The sequence below is a fragment of the Allonocardiopsis opalescens genome (assembly GCF_003002095.1).
Lineage (GTDB): Bacteria > Actinomycetota > Actinomycetes > Streptosporangiales > Streptosporangiaceae > Allonocardiopsis > Allonocardiopsis opalescens.
Genome location: NZ_PVZC01000004.1, coordinates 36,577 through 53,286, shown reverse-complemented (window position 1 = coordinate 53,286; position 16,710 = coordinate 36,577). Strand labels below are relative to the sequence as shown.

The 16,710-nt window shown below is 74.6% G+C and carries 16 protein-coding genes; 6 read left to right on the top strand and 10 right to left on the bottom strand.

Features of this window, described 5'->3' with window-relative positions; translation table 11 throughout:
• Positions 1 to 216 precede the first annotated feature (216 nt).
• Positions 217 to 1,761, bottom strand: coding sequence for a UDP-N-acetylmuramoyl-L-alanyl-D-glutamate--2,6-diaminopimelate ligase (locus CLV72_RS13735; RefSeq protein WP_106245637.1), 1,545 nt, complete (start codon positions 1,759 to 1,761; stop codon positions 217 to 219).
• 162 nt (positions 1,762 to 1,923) lie between these two features.
• Between CLV72_RS13735 and CLV72_RS13730 the strand changes: the two genes are divergently transcribed.
• The gene (locus CLV72_RS13730) at positions 1,924 to 2,448 is read left to right on the top strand and encodes a hypothetical protein (protein WP_106246938.1); all 525 of its coding nucleotides are present in this window, start codon (positions 1,924 to 1,926) and stop codon (positions 2,446 to 2,448) included.
• 177 nt (positions 2,449 to 2,625) lie between these two features.
• Here the strand turns inward: CLV72_RS13730 and CLV72_RS13725 are convergent, their stop codons facing one another.
• The 4 genes from CLV72_RS13725 to mraZ all read right to left on the bottom strand — a co-directional run bounded on the left by CLV72_RS13725 (position 2,626) and on the right by mraZ (position 6,680).
• Entirely contained in the window at positions 2,626 to 4,623 is a 1,998-nt protein-coding gene (locus CLV72_RS13725) for a peptidoglycan D,D-transpeptidase FtsI family protein (protein WP_106245635.1), read from the bottom strand.
• Positions 4,620 to 5,090: a cell division protein FtsL gene (ftsL, locus tag CLV72_RS13720; protein WP_106245633.1), complete on the bottom strand. Its 471-nt coding sequence runs from the start codon at positions 5,088 to 5,090 to the stop codon at positions 4,620 to 4,622. Before ftsL ends, CLV72_RS13725 begins: the two co-directional genes overlap by 4 nt.
• Complete coding sequence (gene rsmH / locus CLV72_RS13715) at positions 5,090 to 6,064, bottom strand: 16S rRNA (cytosine(1402)-N(4))-methyltransferase RsmH (protein ID WP_106245631.1); 975 nt, start codon at positions 6,062 to 6,064, stop codon at positions 5,090 to 5,092. Before rsmH ends, ftsL begins: the two co-directional genes overlap by 1 nt.
• A gap of 184 nt (positions 6,065 to 6,248) precedes the next feature.
• Complete coding sequence (gene mraZ / locus CLV72_RS13710) at positions 6,249 to 6,680, bottom strand: division/cell wall cluster transcriptional repressor MraZ (RefSeq protein ID WP_106246936.1); 432 nt, start codon at positions 6,678 to 6,680, stop codon at positions 6,249 to 6,251.
• A gap of 372 nt (positions 6,681 to 7,052) precedes the next feature.
• On the opposite strand from mraZ, the gene CLV72_RS13705 reads away from it, so the two are divergent.
• The 4 genes from CLV72_RS13705 (at position 7,053) to CLV72_RS13690 (ending at position 12,314) form a co-directional block, all read left to right on the top strand.
• Positions 7,053 to 8,090, top strand: coding sequence for an AAA family ATPase (locus CLV72_RS13705; protein ID WP_425428068.1), 1,038 nt, complete (start codon positions 7,053 to 7,055; stop codon positions 8,088 to 8,090).
• Entirely contained in the window at positions 8,074 to 9,318 is a 1,245-nt protein-coding gene (locus CLV72_RS13700) for a DUF58 domain-containing protein (protein WP_106245625.1), read from the top strand. The genes CLV72_RS13705 and CLV72_RS13700 overlap by 17 nt, the downstream gene beginning before the upstream one ends.
• A complete protein-coding gene (locus tag CLV72_RS13695) occupies positions 9,315 to 11,717 on the top strand; it encodes a transglutaminase TgpA family protein (protein ID WP_106245623.1) in 2,403 nt (800 codons plus the stop codon). The genes CLV72_RS13700 and CLV72_RS13695 overlap by 4 nt, the downstream gene beginning before the upstream one ends.
• 195 nt (positions 11,718 to 11,912) lie before the next feature.
• Positions 11,913 to 12,314 (top strand): DUF2267 domain-containing protein, encoded by a 402-nt coding sequence (locus CLV72_RS13690; protein WP_106245621.1) that lies wholly within the window; start codon positions 11,913 to 11,915, stop codon positions 12,312 to 12,314.
• 207 nt (positions 12,315 to 12,521) lie between these two features.
• Here the strand turns inward: CLV72_RS13690 and CLV72_RS13685 are convergent, their stop codons facing one another.
• The 3 genes from CLV72_RS13685 to CLV72_RS13675 all read right to left on the bottom strand — a co-directional run bounded on the left by CLV72_RS13685 (position 12,522) and on the right by CLV72_RS13675 (position 15,157).
• A complete protein-coding gene (locus CLV72_RS13685; protein ID WP_106246934.1) occupies positions 12,522 to 12,938 on the bottom strand; it encodes a DUF3040 domain-containing protein in 417 nt (138 codons plus the stop codon).
• Positions 12,939 to 13,136: 198 nt separating this feature from the next.
• Positions 13,137 to 14,387 carry a DNA polymerase IV gene (locus CLV72_RS13680; RefSeq protein WP_106245619.1) on the bottom strand — a complete coding sequence of 417 codons (1,251 nt, stop codon included), beginning with the start codon at positions 14,385 to 14,387 and terminating at the stop codon, positions 13,137 to 13,139.
• Complete coding sequence (locus CLV72_RS13675; protein ID WP_170140974.1) at positions 14,384 to 15,157, bottom strand: methyltransferase domain-containing protein; 774 nt, start codon at positions 15,155 to 15,157, stop codon at positions 14,384 to 14,386. Before CLV72_RS13675 ends, CLV72_RS13680 begins: the two co-directional genes overlap by 4 nt.
• 101 nt (positions 15,158 to 15,258) lie before the next feature.
• Between CLV72_RS13675 and CLV72_RS13670 the strand changes: the two genes are divergently transcribed.
• Positions 15,259 to 15,600: a VOC family protein gene (locus tag CLV72_RS13670; protein ID WP_106245617.1), complete on the top strand. Its 342-nt coding sequence runs from the start codon at positions 15,259 to 15,261 to the stop codon at positions 15,598 to 15,600.
• Here CLV72_RS13670 and nusB read toward each other — a convergent pair.
• Complete coding sequence (gene nusB, locus CLV72_RS13665; protein ID WP_106245614.1) at positions 15,597 to 16,007, bottom strand: transcription antitermination factor NusB; 411 nt, start codon at positions 16,005 to 16,007, stop codon at positions 15,597 to 15,599. The two genes, CLV72_RS13670 and nusB, sit on opposite strands and share 4 nt — an antisense overlap.
• 96 nt (positions 16,008 to 16,103) lie before the next feature.
• On the bottom strand, positions 16,104 to 16,667 hold the full coding sequence (gene efp, locus CLV72_RS13660; RefSeq protein ID WP_106245612.1) for an elongation factor P: 564 nt from the start codon (positions 16,665 to 16,667) through the stop codon (positions 16,104 to 16,106).
• Positions 16,668 to 16,710 lie beyond the last annotated feature (43 nt).

The window sequence follows — 16,710 nt, the reverse complement described above, 5'->3', positions numbered from 1 at the left end:
CCCGTTGCAGACCGGCCACGCGTGGTCCCTTCAGCATGACGACATCGTGGGGCTCTTGAGGGCCGCCCCGGTAGGCCCTGGAAGCAGGCCCGGCGTATCCGGCGGTCCGAGCCGGGCCGTCGGCCAGCAGAGTGCACCATACCGCGACCTGGCGGGGCATATCGGCGGCACCGGTGAGCCCGTGGATCACAACAGTGCCACGGCGCCCGGCGGGGTTCACCCGCCGCCGGCCCGGTGCTCCAACGCGGCCCGCAGCACCTCGCGGTCGTCGAAGGGCAGGACCTCGCCGCGGACGTACTGGCCGCCCTCGTGCCCCTTCCCGGCAATGACGATACAGTCGCCGGGCTCGGCGCGCGCCACGGCCAGCGCGATCGCCTCGGCCCGGTCGGGCTCCACCGTGACGCGGGCCCGCCGCTCGCGCGGCACCTGGGCGGCACCGGACATCATGGCGCGCAGGATCTCCAGGGGGTCCTCGGAGCGCGGGTTGTCGTCGGTGAGGATGACGGAGTCGGCCAGCCGCGCCGCCGCCTCGCCCATCAGCGGGCGTTTGGCGCGGTCGCGGTCGCCGCCGCAGCCCACCACGATGGTGAGCCGGTTGGCGGTGATCCGGCGCAGCGCGGTCAGCACGGCCTCGATGGCGCCGGGTTTGTGCGAGTAGTCGACCACGGCGGTGAAGTCCTGCCCGGCGTCCACCCGCTCCATCCGGCCGGGCACGCCGGTGAGGGCGGCCACGCCCGCCACGGCGGAGGAAAGGCCGATTCCGGCCTCGACCAGCCCCACGATGGCGGCCAAGGCGTTGGCGACGTTGAAGGGGCCGGGCAGCGCCACCGAGGCGTCGGCCTCGATGCCGCCGGGGCCGACCACGCGGAAGCTGCTGCCGTCGGAGCCGAGCCGCACGTCGGTGGCGCGCCAGTCGGCGTCGGGGTCGCCGTCGGCGGAGAAGGTGGTGAGCGGCACCTCGCCCGCGGCGGCGACCTTGTCGACGAGCGCGCGGCCGAAGCGGTCGTCGAGGTTGACCACGGCGATGCGGCTGAACTCCGAGGTGAACAGCCGCGCCTTGGTGTCGAAGTACTCGCGCAGGTCGGCGTGGAAGTCCAGGTGGTCCTGGGAGAGGTTGGTGAAGACCGCGACCTCGTAGCGGGCGCCGGAGACGCGGTCCAGGGCCAGCGCGTGGCTGGAGACCTCCATCGCAGCCGCCGACACGCCGCGCTCGCGCATCAGCGCGAACAGGGCGTGCAGGTCGGTGGCCTCGGGGGTGGTGAGCGAGGAGTCGACCCGCTCGTCGCCGACCCGGATCTCGACCGTGCCGACCAGCCCGGTGGTGAGCCCGGCGGCGCGCAGCCCGGCCTCGACCAGGTAGGCGACGGTGGTCTTCCCGCTGGTGCCGGTGATCCCGATCAGGTTCAGCTCGGAGACGGGGTCGTCGTAGATCCAGGAGGCGACCCGGCCCATGTGCCGGCGCGGGTCGGCCACCACGATCACCGGCAGGCCGGTCTTGGCGGCGCGGTCGTGGCCGTCGGGGTCGGTCAGCACGGCGACCGCGCCGGCGTCGGCGGCGGCGTCGCAGAACTCCGCCCCGTGGAACCTGCTGCCGCCCAGCGCCAGGTAGACGTCGCCGGGCCTCACCCGGCGGGAGTCGTGGGTGATGCCGCGCACCGCCCTGGCGTCGTCGACGGGACCGCCGTACTCGGCGAGCACGGCCGGGCCGAGCAGGTCGACCAGGTCCGACAGCAGGCGGGACGGGTTCTTCTCGGGACGCATAACCGACAGCACGCGGAGAGGTTACCGGTCCGAGCGGCCCGGCGCCCACGCTCACACCCGCGCGGCCCCGATGCCGGTGCGAACTCCGCCGGGCCGCTGTGCCCCGCCGGCCCGTCGGAAAAGGGAGTGAGCGCCCTGGACCGCTTCTGCCAGGATGCGCCCGTGGACACGTGCGAGGTGCTGCTGATCGCCGGACGGTCCGGCGTGGGGAAGTCCACCGCGGCCTGGGAGGCGTCGGCGCGGCTGCGGGCGGCCGGCGTGGCGCACTGCATGATCGAGGGCGACACGCTCGACCAGATCCATCCGGCCCCCGAGGGCGATCCCCACCGGTCGGCGATCACCGAGCGCAACCTGGCCGCGATCTGGGCCAACTACGCCGCGCTCGGGCAGCGCAGGCTCGTCTACTGCAACACCGCGGCCATCCTGGAGGGCCCGATGTTCGAGCGGGCCATGGGCCCGGGGCCGGTGCGGATCGTACCTGTGCTGCTGACCGCGGGCGACGCCACGGCCGCCGCGCGCCTGGCCGGCCGCGAGATCGGCTCCGAACTGGAGCCGCACCTGCGGCGCAGCGCCGCCATGGCCCGCTACCTGGACCGGCATGCCCCGCCGGACACCGTCAGGGTGCTCACGGACGGCCGCGGCGCGGTCGAGGTGGCCCGCGACGTAGTGGCCGCCGCAGGCTGGTGAGCCGCGCCGAAGGACGCCCCCCGCGTCGCAGCCACCAGAGCAGAAGTCCGCCATGGGCGGCAGTCCAAGGGTCCCGCCGAAGGCGCCTGCAGGTCTCGCCGCGCCGTAAGGCGGCAGAGCGGGGGTCACTCGCCGCGCCGAATACCGCCTCCCGCGCCGCAGGCGGTAGAGCGGGGGTCACTCGCCGCCGTAGATCTGGAAGTCGGGCGCCTCGGTCTCGGTCGGGGGCACCTGGAGGGTCTGCAGGGCGAAGGACATCACGTCGTTGAAGACCGGCCCGGCCACCGGGCCGCCGTAGGGGTCCTCGGCGGGCGGGTCGTGGATGACGACCTGCACGACCACCTGGGGGTCGTCGGCCGGGGCGAAGCCGACGAAGGTGGAGGTGTGGCCGCCGTCCTCGTAGCTGCCGGTCTCGGGGTTGACGCGCTGCGCGGTGCCGGTCTTGCCGGCCACCCGGTAGCCCGGGATCTGCGCCTGCGGCGCGGTGCCCTCGTCGGTGGTGACGCTCTCCAGCATGTAGGCGAGCTGGTCGGCTGTCTCCTCGCTGATCACCCGCCGCTCCTCGGGCGCGGGCGCGGAGCGGAAGCGGCCGTCGGGGCCGGTGGCGCCCGCCACGATGGACGGCTGCACCCGCACCCCGCCGTTGGCGACGGTGGCGTAGACGCTGGCGGCCTGCACCGCGTTGACCGACAGGCCCTGGCCGTAGGAGATGGTGGCCAGGGAGGTGCCCCACCAGTCCTCGACGGGGTGCAGCACGCCGGGGCTCTCGCCGGGCAGGCCGAGCCCGGTCTCCTGGGCGAAGCCGAAGTCGGTCAGGTAGGAGTGCAGGGTCTCTGCGCCCACCTCCTCGGCGATCTGGACGGTGCCGGTGTTGGAGGAGTGCGCCATGATCCCGGTGGCGGTCAGGTTCTCGGTGGGGTGGAAGCTGGAGTCGCTGAAGGTCGAGCCGTGGCGGGTGATCGAGTACGGCACGGTGAACTCGGTCTCGGGGGTGATCAGCCCTTCTTCCAGCGCCGCGGCGGCGGTGATGACCTTGTTGGTGCTGCCGGGTTCGAAGGTGTCGGCGACGGCGCCGTTGCGGCGCTGCTCGGGGGTGCTGGCCTCGACGTCGTCGAGGTTGTAGGTGGGGTAGTTGGCCAGCGCCAGCAGCCGCTGGTCCAGGTCCATCACCACCACGCTGCCGCTGGAGGCGCCCAGCTCCTCCACCTGCTGGGCCAGCGCGTTCTGGGCGTGCCACTGGATGTCGCGGTCCAGGGTGAGCCGCACGTCGCCGCCGGGCACCGGTTCGCGGACCAGGCCGCCGGCCATCGGGATCGGCACGCCGTCGGCGATCTCGACCCGCTGCTCGCCGGGGGTGCCGGCCAGAGTGTCCTCCAGGCTGTACTCCAGCCCTTCCAGGCCGCTGCCGTCGGCGCCGACGAAGCCGACCAGGTTGGCGGCGACCTCGCCGTTGGGGTAGCGCCGCTGGAAGTCGCGCTCGGTGGCGATGCCGCCGAGGTCGTGCTCCAGAATCCGCTCGGCCTGCTCGGTGGGCACGTCGCGGGCGACCACCTGGTACTGCGAGGGGGCGGCGTCGACGTGCTCGGTGATCTCCTCGACCGGCCGGCCGAGTTCGGTGGCGAGCAGTTCGATGACGGCGGCGCGCTCCTCGGGGAGCACCCGGGTGGGGTCGACGAAGACGGTGCGGGTCTCGACCGTCATGGCCAGCGGGTTGCCCTCGGCGTCGGTGATGTCGCCGCGCATGGCCGGGATCTGGGTGTCCTGGAGCCGGCTCTCCTCGGCCTTCTGCGCGTAGGCGGCCGCCTCGAAGCCCTGGATCTGCACCAGCCGGGCGCCGAAGATCAGCAGCACCACGACCATGCACAGGATGCCGGCGTTGAGCCGCCGCTTGGGGTTCCCGCGCCGGAACGGGCGGCGCAGCGCGGCGCGCAGCGCCGCTCCGGCCGTGCCGACGGCCCGCTCCCCCGGTGTGGGCCTGGGGCGCTCGCGCTCGGACGCGGCGTCGCCGCGCGGCGTGCGCGGCGGGTTCGGGCGGCCGGCCGCCCGGTTCGTACCGGTGCGCGGCCGCCCGGCGGCCGGGGTGGCGCGGCCGCGCGGCTGCGGTCTGCTGCGGCGGCCGCCCGAGGCACCACCGGGGCCCCCGCCGGGACGGCGGGGGTCACGTGGTCCGGTCACTGCTGCGGTCCTCCAGTGCCGGGCTCGCCCTCCACCCGGCCGGTGTCGAGGTTGACGAAGAGGGGTTCCTCGCCGGGCTCCATGCCCAGCTCGGCGGCGCGGTCGGCCAGCGCGTCGGGCGACTCGGCGTAGACGACCTCCTGGCGCAGCCGCTCCTCGTAGAGCTGGAGCTCACGGTTGTCGGTGCGCAGCTGCGAGAGGGTGAAGGCGTCCTGGGCGAGTACGGCGCGCAGCATCAGCAGGCTGACCAGCGCCCCGGCCATCAGGCCGAGCACCAGCAGCACGAAGGGGACCCGCGGCGGGGTGCGCTGCGGCTGGCGGGGGGCCGGGCGCGCGGCGGTGCCGCGCCGGGCCGGGGCGGCCTTGGGCCGCGCGGGCGCGCGGGCGGGTCCGCGCGCGGGCGCCGCGCCGGCCTTGGCCCTCGCGGCCTGGCGGGCGGCGTCGTCTCTGGTCGTGCTCGCTGCCATCACTCACCCTCGGCCTCGACGCTCCGGATCCGCTCGGCGGCTCTGAGCCGGGCGGAGGCGGCGCGTGGGTTGTCGGCTGTCTCCTGTTCCGCCGGGAGCTCCGCGCCGCGGGTGAGCAGGCGGAGTTCTGGCTGCCGGTCGGGGAGCGGAACCGGCAGGTCCGGCGGGGTGGTGTCGGTCGAGCGGGCGGCGAGCGCCCGCTTGACCATGCGGTCTTCGAGCGAGTGGTAGGACAGGACGGCGATGCGTCCGCCCACCGCGAGCGCGTCGATCGCGCGGGGCAGGGTGCGGTCCAGCACGCCGAGCTCGGAGTTGACCTCGATGCGCAGCGCCTGGAAGGTGCGTTTGGCGGGGTTGCCGCCGGTGCGCCGGGTGGCGGCGGGGATGGCGTCCCTGACGATCTCGGCGAGGCGGGTGGTGGACGACAGTGGGGCGGCGGCCCGCTCCCGCAGCAGGGCGGCTGCGATGCGGTTCGCGAAGCGCTCCTCGCCGTACTCGCGCAGGATGCGCCGCAGTTCGGCCTCGGAGTAGGTGTTCACCACCTCGGCCGCGGTGAGCGGCTGCTCGCGGTCCATGCGCATGTCGAGCGGGGCGTCGTAGGAGTACGCGAAGCCCCGGTCGGCCTCGTCGAGCTGCGGCGAGGAGACGCCGAGGTCGAGCAGCACGCCGTGCACCCGGCGCACGCCGTGCTCGGCCAGGGCCCGCGGCAGTTCGTCGTAGGTGGCGCGGACGTAGGCGACGCGCTCGCCGAAGGCGTCGAGGCGCTCGCGCGAGCGCCGCAGCGCGGTCTCGTCGCGGTCGATGCCGATGAGACGCAGCCGGGGGTGCGCGGTGAGGAGGGCGTGGGCATGGCCGCCGAGGCCGAGCGTGCCGTCCACCAGGACGGCGTCCGGGGCGGCCAGGGCGGGGGCGAACAGTTCGACAATGCGCCGCAGCATCACCGGTGTGTGGCGTGCCGCCGCCGTGCCGTTCATGTCCGCCCCCTCCCGCTGAACGCCCGCCGCCGCCCGACTCGGTTCGGCCAGGTCCCCATCCGCCCTCCGTCACACGTCTGTACGCGACGGCCACCTGGCGCCGGGGAAGGTACGCCAGCTGGCATGCGGAGCGGGTGGAGACCTCGCCGGACTAGGCCCGGCGGCAATGCTTCGCCGTTCACCATCACAGGACCCCCGGCAGCACCTCCTCGGACAGATCCGAGAACGCCTGCTCCTGTTCGGCCTCATAGGCCGCCCACGCCTGCGCGTCCCAGATCTCCAGCCGGGTGTTGGCCCCGATGACGACGCAGTCGCGGCTGAGCCCGGCGTACTGACGCAGGTTGGCGGGCACGGTGACCCGCCCCTGCTTGTCAGGGATCTCGTCTGAGGCGCTGGCGAAGAAGACCCGGCTGTAGTCGCGGACGGCCTTGGCGGTGACCGGTGCGGTACGCAGGGCCTCGGTGATACGCCGGAATTCCTCCACGGGGAAAACGTAGAGGCAGCGCTCCTGGCCCTTCGTGATCACCAGCCCTCCCGACAGATCGTCGCGGTACTTCGCCGGAAGGAACAGCCGTCCCTTCTCGTCCAGGCGCGGCGAGTGCGTACCGAGAAACACCGGCACCACCCCCCGCCGCCGATGTGGAGTGGAACTGCCCTCCACGGAGCCCCACCTTACTCCACTGTTCCCCACGGTCAACAGTTTTCGACGCCGTGTCGCCGAGATCGCCAGGGCAAAACCGCAGGTCAGAAGGGGTGGAGCAGAGTGGGGCGGCGGTGGGGCGCCCGAGGGGCGCCGCTCCGGCCGCCGCCGGGCCCTCCCCTGGCGTCACCGCTCCGTGATAGAGGAGCCGCCGCCGTCGCACCGGGTGCCGGTCCGGCGGCGCAGTGCGACGGTATGCCCGTATTGCGGCGTGACGTCGCGTACCGGGCGTCCAGCCCTTACTGTCATGGCATACGAGTAGCTGGGCCGGAGGGCCGAGGAGGGCACGTGTCGATCGACACGCGAGGGGTCGGGCACGGCGGGCGGGACGCGTCGGAGGACGGCGGCGGACCGGGCGGGCGCGCGGCGCCGGCCCTGCGGCCGCTCACCGGCACCGCCGAGCGGATCGCCGCCGGGATCGAGACGGTCATCGAGGGCAAACCGCACGCCGTCCGGCTCGCGCTCACCGTGCTGCTGGCCGAGGGGCACCTGCTGATCGAGGACGTGCCGGGCGTGGGCAAGACCATGCTGGCCAAGGCGCTGGGCCGCTCCGTCGACTGCTCGGTGAGCCGGGTGCAGTTCACCCCCGACCTGCTGCCGAGCGACATCACCGGGGTGAGCGCCTACAACCAGCGTGTCGGCGCCTTCGAGTTCAAGCCGGGCCCGGTGTTCGCGCACATCGTGGTCGGCGACGAGATCAACCGCGCCTCCCCCAAGACCCAGTCGGCGCTGCTGGAGTGCATGGAGGAGCGCCAGGTCACCGTCGACGGGCACACCCACGCCCTGGAGCGGCCGTTCATGGTGGTGGCCACCCAGAACCCGGTGGAGATGGAGGGCACCTACCCGCTGCCCGAGGCGCAGCGCGACCGCTTCATGGCCCGCATCTCGATGGGTTACCCCAGCCCGCAGTCGGAGCTGGACATGCTCGACCTGCACACCGCGGCCACCCCGCTGGCCACCCTGCGCCCGGTCGCCACCGCCGCCGACGTCATCGCGATGATCGAGGCGGTGCGCGGCGTGCACGTCTCGGCGGCGGTCCGCCGCTACGCCATCGACGTGGTCACCGCCACCCGGCGCTCCCCCGAGCTGCGACTGGGCGCCTCGCCGCGCGCCACCCTGCACCTGGTCAGGGCGGCCCGCGCCTTCGCCGCCCTGGAGGGCCGCGACTACGCGCTGCCCGACGACCTCCAGGCGCTGGCCGTCCCGGTGCTGGCGCACCGCCTGCTGCCCGCGCCCGAGTCGCAGGTCGCGCAGCGCACCACCGCGCAGATCCTGACCGACCTGCTGCACCGGGTGCCGGTGCCCGACCGTGTGCCGGGGCAGTGAGGTGCTCGGAGCGCTGACCACCCGGGGCCGCTCCTTCCTGGCGGTCGGGGGCGCGGTCATCGGCTGCGCCTTCCTGCTCGGTGAGCACCACCTGCTCTCGGTCGGGGTGCTCGCGCTGGTGCTGCCGCTGGCGGCGCTGGCGCTGGTGCGGCGCAGCCGGCTGCGGCTGAGCTGCGCGCGGGAGATCCGGCCGGTGCGCGCGCCGGCCGGCTCCGAGGCCCGGGTGCGGCTGCGGCTGAGCAATGACGACTGGATCCCCACCGGCCTGCTGATGGTCTCCGACACCCTGCCGCCCGGGCTCGGCGAGCCGCCCCGGTTCCTGGTGGGGCGGCTGGCCCGGCACGGCACCGCGGAGTTCGGCTACCGGCTGCGCGCCTACGCGCGGGGCCGCTACCAGGTCGGTCCGCTGACGGTGCGGATCGCCGACCCCTTCGGCCTGGCCGAGCTGGACCAGCCGGTGCCCAGGACCACCTCGCTGCTGGTCACCCCGGCGCTCACCCCGCTGCCCGACGGCCTGCTGCACGGCCAGGGCGTCGGCGAGGGCCGCACCGGTGCCCGTATGATCGCCCACGTCGGCGAGGACGACGTCGCGCCGCGCGAGTACCGCGACGGTGACGACATCCGCCGGGTGCACTGGCGCTCCACCGCCCGCCACGGCGAGCTGATGGTGCGCCGCGAGGAGCACGAGCGCACCGACCGCGCCGCGGTCCTGCTGGACACCCGGGCGCACGCCCACACCACCCGGGGCCCCGGCTCCAGCTTCGAGCGGGCCGTGTCGGCGGCCGCCTCGGTGGCGGCCCACCTGATGAGGGGCGGCTTCGGGCTGCGCTTCCTGACCGCGCAGCAGGAGCTGCCCACCGCCGCCCACGGCGAGGAGGCGCTGCTCAGCGCGCTGGCCATCATCCAGCCCACCCTCACGGTGAGCCTGGCCCACGGCGCCCGGATGCTGCGGGGCGAGGAGACGGGCCTGGTGGTGGCGGTACTCGGCGCGCTCACCGTGGCCGAGGCGACCGTACTGGCCGGCGGGGCGCAGGGGCGCGGCGCCCGCGTCGCCGTACTGGTCACCGACCCTCTCCGCCGCTCCACCGGCCCCGGTCAGCTCGCCGACGACGACGCGGTCGACCGCGTGCTGCGCGGCGCGGGCTGGCGGCCGCTGTGGCTGGGCCCCCGCGACCCGCTCGACCAGGCGTGGCGCACCCTGCTTCCGGCCGGCGGGAGGACCCGGTGAAGTACGCCCTGACCCTGGCGGCCGCGCTGGCCAGCGCGGCCGGGATGCTGCTGCTGCAGCCGGTCTTCCAGGACTCCCGCTGGCTGGGCCCGGCGCTGCTGGTCATCGCGGCGGCCACGGCCTTCAACGTGATCCTCCGCTACTTCAATGCGCCGGAGTTCGTCGTCGTCATCGTCCAGCCGGTCGGCGCGGGGCTGCTGCTCTACGTCGGCGCGGAAGCGTGCATCTTCCTCTTCAGCGGGCAGTCGCTGTCGGGCGACCCGCTGGCGGAGATCGGCGCAGACATCGCGCGCTACGCGCCGCCGGTGCCCACCACGCCCGCGATGATGCTGCTCACCGCGTGCATCGCCGCCGGGGTGGCCTGGCTGGTGGACGTGCTGGTCGTCGCGGTGCGCAGCGCCGTGCTGACCGGGCTGCTCCTGCTCGCGCTGTACTCGGCGCCGCTCACCCTGCGCCAGGACGGCGGCTCCGCGGCGGCCTTCGCGCTGGTCGCCGCCGCCTACCTCGCCCTGCTGCTGCTGGAGCGCTGGGACACCGTCACCGCCTGGGGCCGCGCCGTGCCGGTCCGCTCCCGGCGCCGCGCCCGCGCCCGCGCCGACGCCGACGCGGCGCGCGGCTCGCTGGCCCTCAGCGGGCTGCGGCTGAGCGCGGTGGCGCTCGCCTGCGCGCTGCTGCTGCCCTCGTGCGTGCCGGCGCTGCGCGGCGACGGCCTGTTCGGCCTGTCCCAGTTGAGCACCCCGTCCGTCGGCGGCACCGTCACCACCCCGCACCCGCTGGCCAGCCTGCGGCAGAACCTCATCATGGGCGAGAACGCGCCGGTGCTGAGCTACCGCACCGACGACCCCGACGCGCCGTACCTGCGCATGCACGTCCTGGACACCTTCGACGGCACCGACTGGACCATGTCGCCGGTGCGCACCCACGGCGACTTCCGGGTCTCCGGCGACCCGCTGCCCCCGCCGGCCGGGATGGACGAGGAGGCGGCCGACGAGGGCGAGCAGGTGGTCACCGACGTCAGCGTCTACGCCAATGTCACCCGGATGGGCTTCCTGCCGCTGCCCTACCCCCCGCGCGGGGTCGAGATCGAGGGCGAGTGGTACGCCGACCCCGAGACCCTGATGGTCTTCTCCACCGAGGACACTGCGGGCGGGCTCAGCTACCGGTCGACCAGCACCCGCGTCGACGTCGACGCGGCCGCCCTCGCCGCGGCCGCGCCCACCGACGACGCCGGCCTCGACCGCTACCTGGAGCTGCCCGAGGTCGCGCCCGAGGTGCGGGAGGTGACCGGCTCCGTCACCGAGGCCGCCGACACCCCCTACGAGGCGGCGCAGGCCCTGCAGGAGTACTTCGCCGACTCGGGCCTGTTCAGCTACGACCTGCGGCCGGACCCGGCGCCCGCCGGAGTCGACCCGCTGGCCCACTTCCTGACGCAGCGCTCCGGCTACTGCCAGCACTTCGCCTCCGCGATGGCGGTGATGGCCCGGCTGTCGGGCATCCCGGCCCGGGTCGCCGTCGGGTACACCGCCGGAAGCACGTCCTCCTCCGGGATGCGCCTGGTGACCACCCGCGACGCCCACGCCTGGCCGGAGCTGTACTTCGAGGGCTACGGCTGGCTGCGCTTCGAGCCGACCCCCGGCGGCTTCGGCGGCCAGGGCACCGCGAGCACCCCCGACTACGCGGCCGGCCTCCCGTCCGGCGGTTCCCCGACCGACGCCGCCGACCCGGACGGCGCGGGCGGCGCCGAACCGGCCCTCCCCGACCAGGAGCGCCAGGAGGCCGAGGAGGCGCCGCGCGACCGCGAGGAGCTGACCGGCCCCGGTGCGGCCGTCGAGGAGGAGCCGACCGGCTGGGAGCTGGCGGCCGGTCCCGCGGCGGTGGGCGCCGCGCTGCTGCTCGCGCTCGCGCTGCCGCGCACCCTGCGGCTGTGGCTGCGCCGCCGGCGCTGGGCGTCGGCCGCCGACGACTCCGCGCGGGCGCGCGCCGCCTGGCTGGAGCTGCGCGACGACGTCCTCGACCACGGCGCCGCCTGGCACCCCGACGACTCCCCCCGCACGGTCGCCCGCCGATTGGCGGTGGAGCTGCGGCTCCCCCCGCCGGCGGCCGACGCCCTGCGCCGAGTGGCGCTCGCCGAGGAGACCGCGCGCTACGCGCCCGCGCCCTCGGCCCCGGCCGGGCTGCGCGCCGACAGCACGGCGGTGCGCCGCGCGCTCGCCGAGCGCGCCGGACGAATCGACCGCCTGCGCGCCGCGCTGGCGCCGCGCTCCCTGCCGGCGGCGGTCGGCCGGGCCCTGCGCACGCTGCGGGAACGCGGCACCCGGCCCGGGCGTCCGCCTTCGCCCGACGCCGAGTCGCCGGCGGCCGTCGGAGCCGGGGCGGCCGACCGCGTCCCGGCGCCCTGAGCCGCGCCCACGCGTGCATACTCGTCCGGACCGGCGGATAGGAGGCGCTGGTACCGCATCGGAACGGCGGTCCGGTGGCCGGCGGTTCGCGGAGCAGTCGCGGGATCCCGGTTCCAGGCTCGGCCGGTGCGGTCCGCGACCGGAAGCGGCGGGCGGTGCGCATCGCCGGTCCGCCGCCGAGCCGAGGGAGGACCGATGCAGCACGACATGTTCATCGGACACGTCCAGGCCCGCGCCCGCCTCGACAGCCGGGGCTCGGCGGAGACGGCCACCCGGGCGACGCTGGAGACGCTGGCCGAGCGGATCCCGCCGCAACTCGCCGACGACATGGCCGCGCAGCTGCCGAGGGAGATCGGCGAGCATCTGCGGCGGGTCACCTCCGCCCCGGACGCCGACCACGCGGTGCGCTTCGGCCCGAAGGAGTTCGTCGCCCGCGTCGGCCACCGGGCCCACGCGGACGAGCCGAAGGCGGCGCATCTGACCCGCGCGGTCTTCCAAGTGCTGGACGAGGCGACGACGGGCGGCGTCATGGACAAGGTGCGCCAATCCCTGCCCGAGGACCTGCGCCGGCTGTCGCAGGCCGGCAGCGAGAACTGACAACGGCGGGCCGCGGCCGGACGGCGCCCGCGACGGGGCGGCGGTATTCCCGTGGGCGGCGTCCGAAACCGGCCGGTCGCCGAGCGGCGCCGACGCGCACCCGTCCGCCTATGGCGCCGCTGTCCGGATCCGGCCCGTACATACCGATATGGCTGCGCGCCCGGAGGCGTGCAGCCATATCAACGGCGGGCCGGCAGCGGCCCGGTGCTATCGGTCGTCGCCCTCCTGGCGCTTGCGCCAGCGCTCTTCGAGGCGATCCATCATGCCCCGCTTCTGCTGGCGCTTGGCCTGGGGCTTTCCGCCGGAGTCGGCGGCCTCGGCCTCGGAGCCGGCGCCGCTGCTGATCCGCTTCAGGCCGGACAGACCCCACAGTGTGCAGGCCAGCATGACCAGGAAGCCGAGCACACCGACGATCGTCTGCCAGAGAACGGTCTGGCTGAAGATGACCCCGCCCATGAGCAGGCAGATGCCCACCATGAAGCCGAGCGCCGCCTTCACGACCCGGCGCTTGTAGTGGACCTGCGGACTCGTCGAACGCACCGCGTTCGCGAACTTGGGGTCCTCGGCATACAGCTGTCTCTCGATCTGGTCGAGTAGACGCTGCTCGTGCTCAGACAGCGGCACGGCGCCTCCCAAAGACAGCCCCCGGATGGGGAAACGGGTGCTGAACATCGATGTGATAGTCAGTGGTATGCCCAGAATACGAGGCGTTACGGCCTTCTGAGAAGGGGACGTTCGCACCGGTGCACGCCGCTGCCCCCATCGTACCCGGCGAGCGGCGAACGCACCGTCCCCCTTGGGCGTGGATTGCGTCCCATCCCGTCATCCGCCCTCCTCTTCACTCTCCCTGTCGAACAGGGCGGCGGGGCGGATGGTTCCCGGACCGAATCGGCGAGCGGCCCGGTCCATCGCGCGCTCGGCCTCCCTCCAGCCGGCGTCCGGTTCGTCCAGTGCCAGCTGATGTGAGGTCGCCTGCCCCGATGCCAGGTTCTCTACCCTGACGCCGACGAGTCGAAGCGGCGTGCCCCACAGGCCCGCGCCCTCGTACAGCGCGCAGGCGGTGGTGTGGATGTCGCGGGCGGTGTCGGTGTGCTCGGGCAGCGTGCGCGAGCGGGTGATGGTGCTGAAGTCGCCCCGGCGCAGCTTGACGGTGATGGTGCGGCCCAGGCGGTCGGCGGCGCGCAGCCGGGCGGCGGTCTTCTCGGCCAGCCGCAGCAGGGTGCGGCGGATGGCGTCGGGGTCGCGCACGTCGGTGTCGAAGGTGTGCTCGGCGCCGATGCTGCGGTCGGGGGTGGCGGCGGTGACCTCGCGGGCGTCGCGGCCCCAGGCCAGTTCGGCCAGCCGGGTGCCCAGCGCCTCGCCCAGTTCGCGGACCAGGGTGTCGCGCGGGTAGTGCGCGACGTCGCCGATGGTGCGCAGGCCAAGGCGGCGCAGCGACTCCTCGGCGCGGTCGCCGACGCCCCACAGCGCGCCGACCGGCAGCGGGTGCAGGAAGTCGGTGACCCGGGCGGCCGGGACCACCAGCAGGCCGTCGGGCTTGGCGTGGGTGGAGGCGAGCTTGGCGGTGAACTTGCTCGGGGCCACGCCGACGGAGCAGGTCAGCTGCTGCTCGTCGCTGACCCGGCGGCGGATCTCGGCGGCGATCTCGGCCGGGCGGCCGAGCCGGCGCAGCGCGCCGGAGACGTCCAGGAAGGCCTCGTCCAGCGAGAGGGGCTCGACCTCGGGGGTGACCGAGCGCAGGATCTCCATGACGGCGGCCGACACCTTGGAGTAGCGGCCGTGGCCCGGGGAGACGATGACCGCGTGCGGGCACAGGCGGCGGGCCCGCGACATGGGCATGGCGGAGTGCACGCCGAAGGCGCGGGCCGCGTAGCTGGCGGAGGAGACCACCCCGCGCGGGCCCGCGCCGCCGACGATCACCGGCTTGCCGCGGAGGGCGGGGTTCTCGCGCTCCTCGACGCTGGCGAAGAAGGCGTCCATGTCGACGTGCAGGATCGGGCAGCCGGTGTCGTCGGAGGCGCCGGGGCCGGAGCCCAGCGGGTTGGCGGCGCGGTCGAGCTGGCGGCGGCTCATGCCGGGCGGTGGGCCAGCAGGTGCAGCTGGGTGGCGATCTCGCGCAGCCCCGGGTGGACGGCGGCGGTGCGCTCGAGGTCGAGCAGGGCGGCCAGCGCCTCGGCGTCGCCGTCGACCAGCCGGGCCGGGACGAGGTCGGCGAGCACCTGCACGCCGTGGACGGCGCCGGCGCGCAGGCCGGCCGCCTCCAGCAGCGCGGTGCAGCCGGCCAGGGTGAAGCGGCGCGGCATGGGGTCGCCGGCGCCCCAGGTGCCGTCGGGGTCGGCGAGCAGCCGGGCGGCGTCGGCCAGGTTCCCGGTGGCGGCGCGGTGCACCACGGCGGCGACGGCGTTGGCGACCAGCAGGCTGACGGCGCCGCCCGGGCGGACCACCCCGGCGATGTCGGCCAGCGACACGGCGGGGTCGTCGACGTACTCCAGGACGTTGTGCACCAGCACCAGATCAGCGGAGCCGGCCGGCACCAGGTGGGCGAGGTCGGCGGTGTCGCCCTGCACACCGCGCACCCGCACCCCCGCCTCGGCGGCGCGCCGCTCCAGCGCGGCCAGGGAGTCGGGGCTGGGCTCGACCACGGTCACCTGGTGGCCGAGTTCGGCCAGCGGGACCGCGGCGCCGCCGGTGCCGCCGCCCGCGTCGACGATGTCCAGCGGCCGCCGGGCGCCGGAGGCCGGGCCGGCGCCGCCGACCAGGTCGGCCAGGGCCTCGCGCAGCACCTCCCACAGCACGGTGGTGCGGCCCGCGCGCGGGGCCGTGGGAACGGGGCGATCGGTCACGCCCCCACCCTAGACGCAGCCGCCGACAGTGCCGACCAGGGCGCGGCCGTCGGGAAACGGCCTGGTCGGGCGGGCGGGAGTGCGGCCTCTAGCATGGCCGCATGCCGCTCGATCTGTACGCCGGGATATACGTCCGAGACCAGGCCGCCGCGGTGCCCTGGTACACGAGGCTGCTGGGGTCCGAGCCCTACGTCGTGTCCGGCACCGAGGCGGTGTGGGAGCTGGCCGAGCACCGCTCGGTCGCCGTCGAGCAGGACGCCGCGCACGCCGACCACTCCCTGGTCACCGTGTTCGTCGACGAGCTCGACGCCTTCGTCGCGGCGGCGTCGGCGCGCGGGGTCGAGCCCGCGGAGCGGGTCGCCTACGGAAACGGCGTGCGCAAGGCGCTGTACCGCGACCCCGACGGCAACGAGATCGGCTTCGGCGGCGCGCCGGCCGGCTAGTAGTTCAGCGAGGGCTTCAGTTCGAGCAGCCGGGACAGCAGGCCGTTGATGAAGACCGGGGACTCGTCGGTGGACATCTCCTTGGCCAGCAGCACGGCCTCGCTGATCGCGACGCCCTCGGGGACGTCGTCGCCCCACAGCAGCTCGAACAGGCCGATGCGCAGGATGTTGCGGTCGACCACCGGCATGCGGTCCAGCGTCCAGCCAATGGCGTGCTCGGTCAGCAGCTCGTCGATCCGCTCGGCGTGCGCGCCGATGCCGTCGACCAGGTCGGCCGTGTAGGGGTTGATCGGCGGGTCGGCCAGGGCCACCCGCCGCTTCAGCACGTCACTCGCCGCCAGGCCGCGCAGTTCGGCTTCGTACAGCACGTCCAGCGCCCGCTTGCGTGCCTTGGTGCGCTTGGCCATCGCTCCTCATCAGGGGTGCCGCCGGTGTCCGGCGGGACCGTGGCGGTGTGGCGGGGGTACGCCGTGTGTCGTGGGGTCGCGGCCCGGGGCCGCGGGTCAGTTCGCGCGGCCGAGGTAGTCGCCGCTGCGGGTGTCGACGCGGACGCGCTCGCCGATCGTGATGAACAGCGGGACCTGGACGGTGGCGCCGGTCTCGACGGTGGCGGGCTTGGTGCCGCCGGTGGAGCGGTCGCCCTGCAGGCCGGGCTCGGTCTGGGTGATCTCCAGCTCGACGGCGGCGGGCAGCTCGATGTAGAGCGGGTTGCCCTCGTTCACCGCGACGACGGCGGTGGCGCCCTCCAGCAGGTAGTCGGAGGCGGAGCCGACCGTGACGGGAGGGACGTTGATCTGGTCGTAGGTCTCGGTGTCCATGAACACGAAGTCCTCGCCGTCGCGGTAGAGGTACTGCATCTCCCGCTTGTCGACGTTGGCGACCTCCACCTTCACGCCGGCGTTGAAGGTCTTGTCGACGACCTTGCCGGAGAGCACGTTCTTGAGCTTGGTGCGCACGAACGCGCCGCCCTTGCCGGGCTTGACGTGCTGGAACTCCACGACGTTCCAGAGGTCGCCGCCGTCGAGCCGCAGGGTCATGCCGTTCTTGAGGTCGTTGGTCGTCGCCACGTCGGTCGTCTCTCTTCAGTCGGGCAGCTTGCAGCGCGAATCG

Excerpts from the sequence above, each read along its gene's own strand:
- CLV72_RS13735 (WP_106245637.1), bottom strand. The coding sequence starts at position 1,761 with ATGCGTCCCGAGAAGAACCCGTCCCGCCTGCTGTCGGACCTGGTCGAC.
- ftsL (WP_106245633.1), bottom strand. The coding sequence starts at position 5,090 with ATGGCAGCGAGCACGACCAGAGACGACGCCGCCCGCCAGGCCGCGAGG.
- rsmH (WP_106245631.1), bottom strand. The coding sequence starts at position 6,064 with ATGAACGGCACGGCGGCGGCACGCCACACACCGGTGATGCTGCGGCGC.
- CLV72_RS13690 (WP_106245621.1), top strand. The coding sequence starts at position 11,913 with ATGCAGCACGACATGTTCATCGGACACGTCCAGGCCCGCGCCCGCCTC.
- CLV72_RS13680 (WP_106245619.1), bottom strand. The coding sequence starts at position 14,387 with ATGAGCCGCCGCCAGCTCGACCGCGCCGCCAACCCGCTGGGCTCCGGC.
- CLV72_RS13670 (WP_106245617.1), top strand. The coding sequence starts at position 15,259 with ATGCCGCTCGATCTGTACGCCGGGATATACGTCCGAGACCAGGCCGCC.
- nusB (WP_106245614.1), bottom strand. The coding sequence starts at position 16,007 with ATGGCCAAGCGCACCAAGGCACGCAAGCGGGCGCTGGACGTGCTGTAC.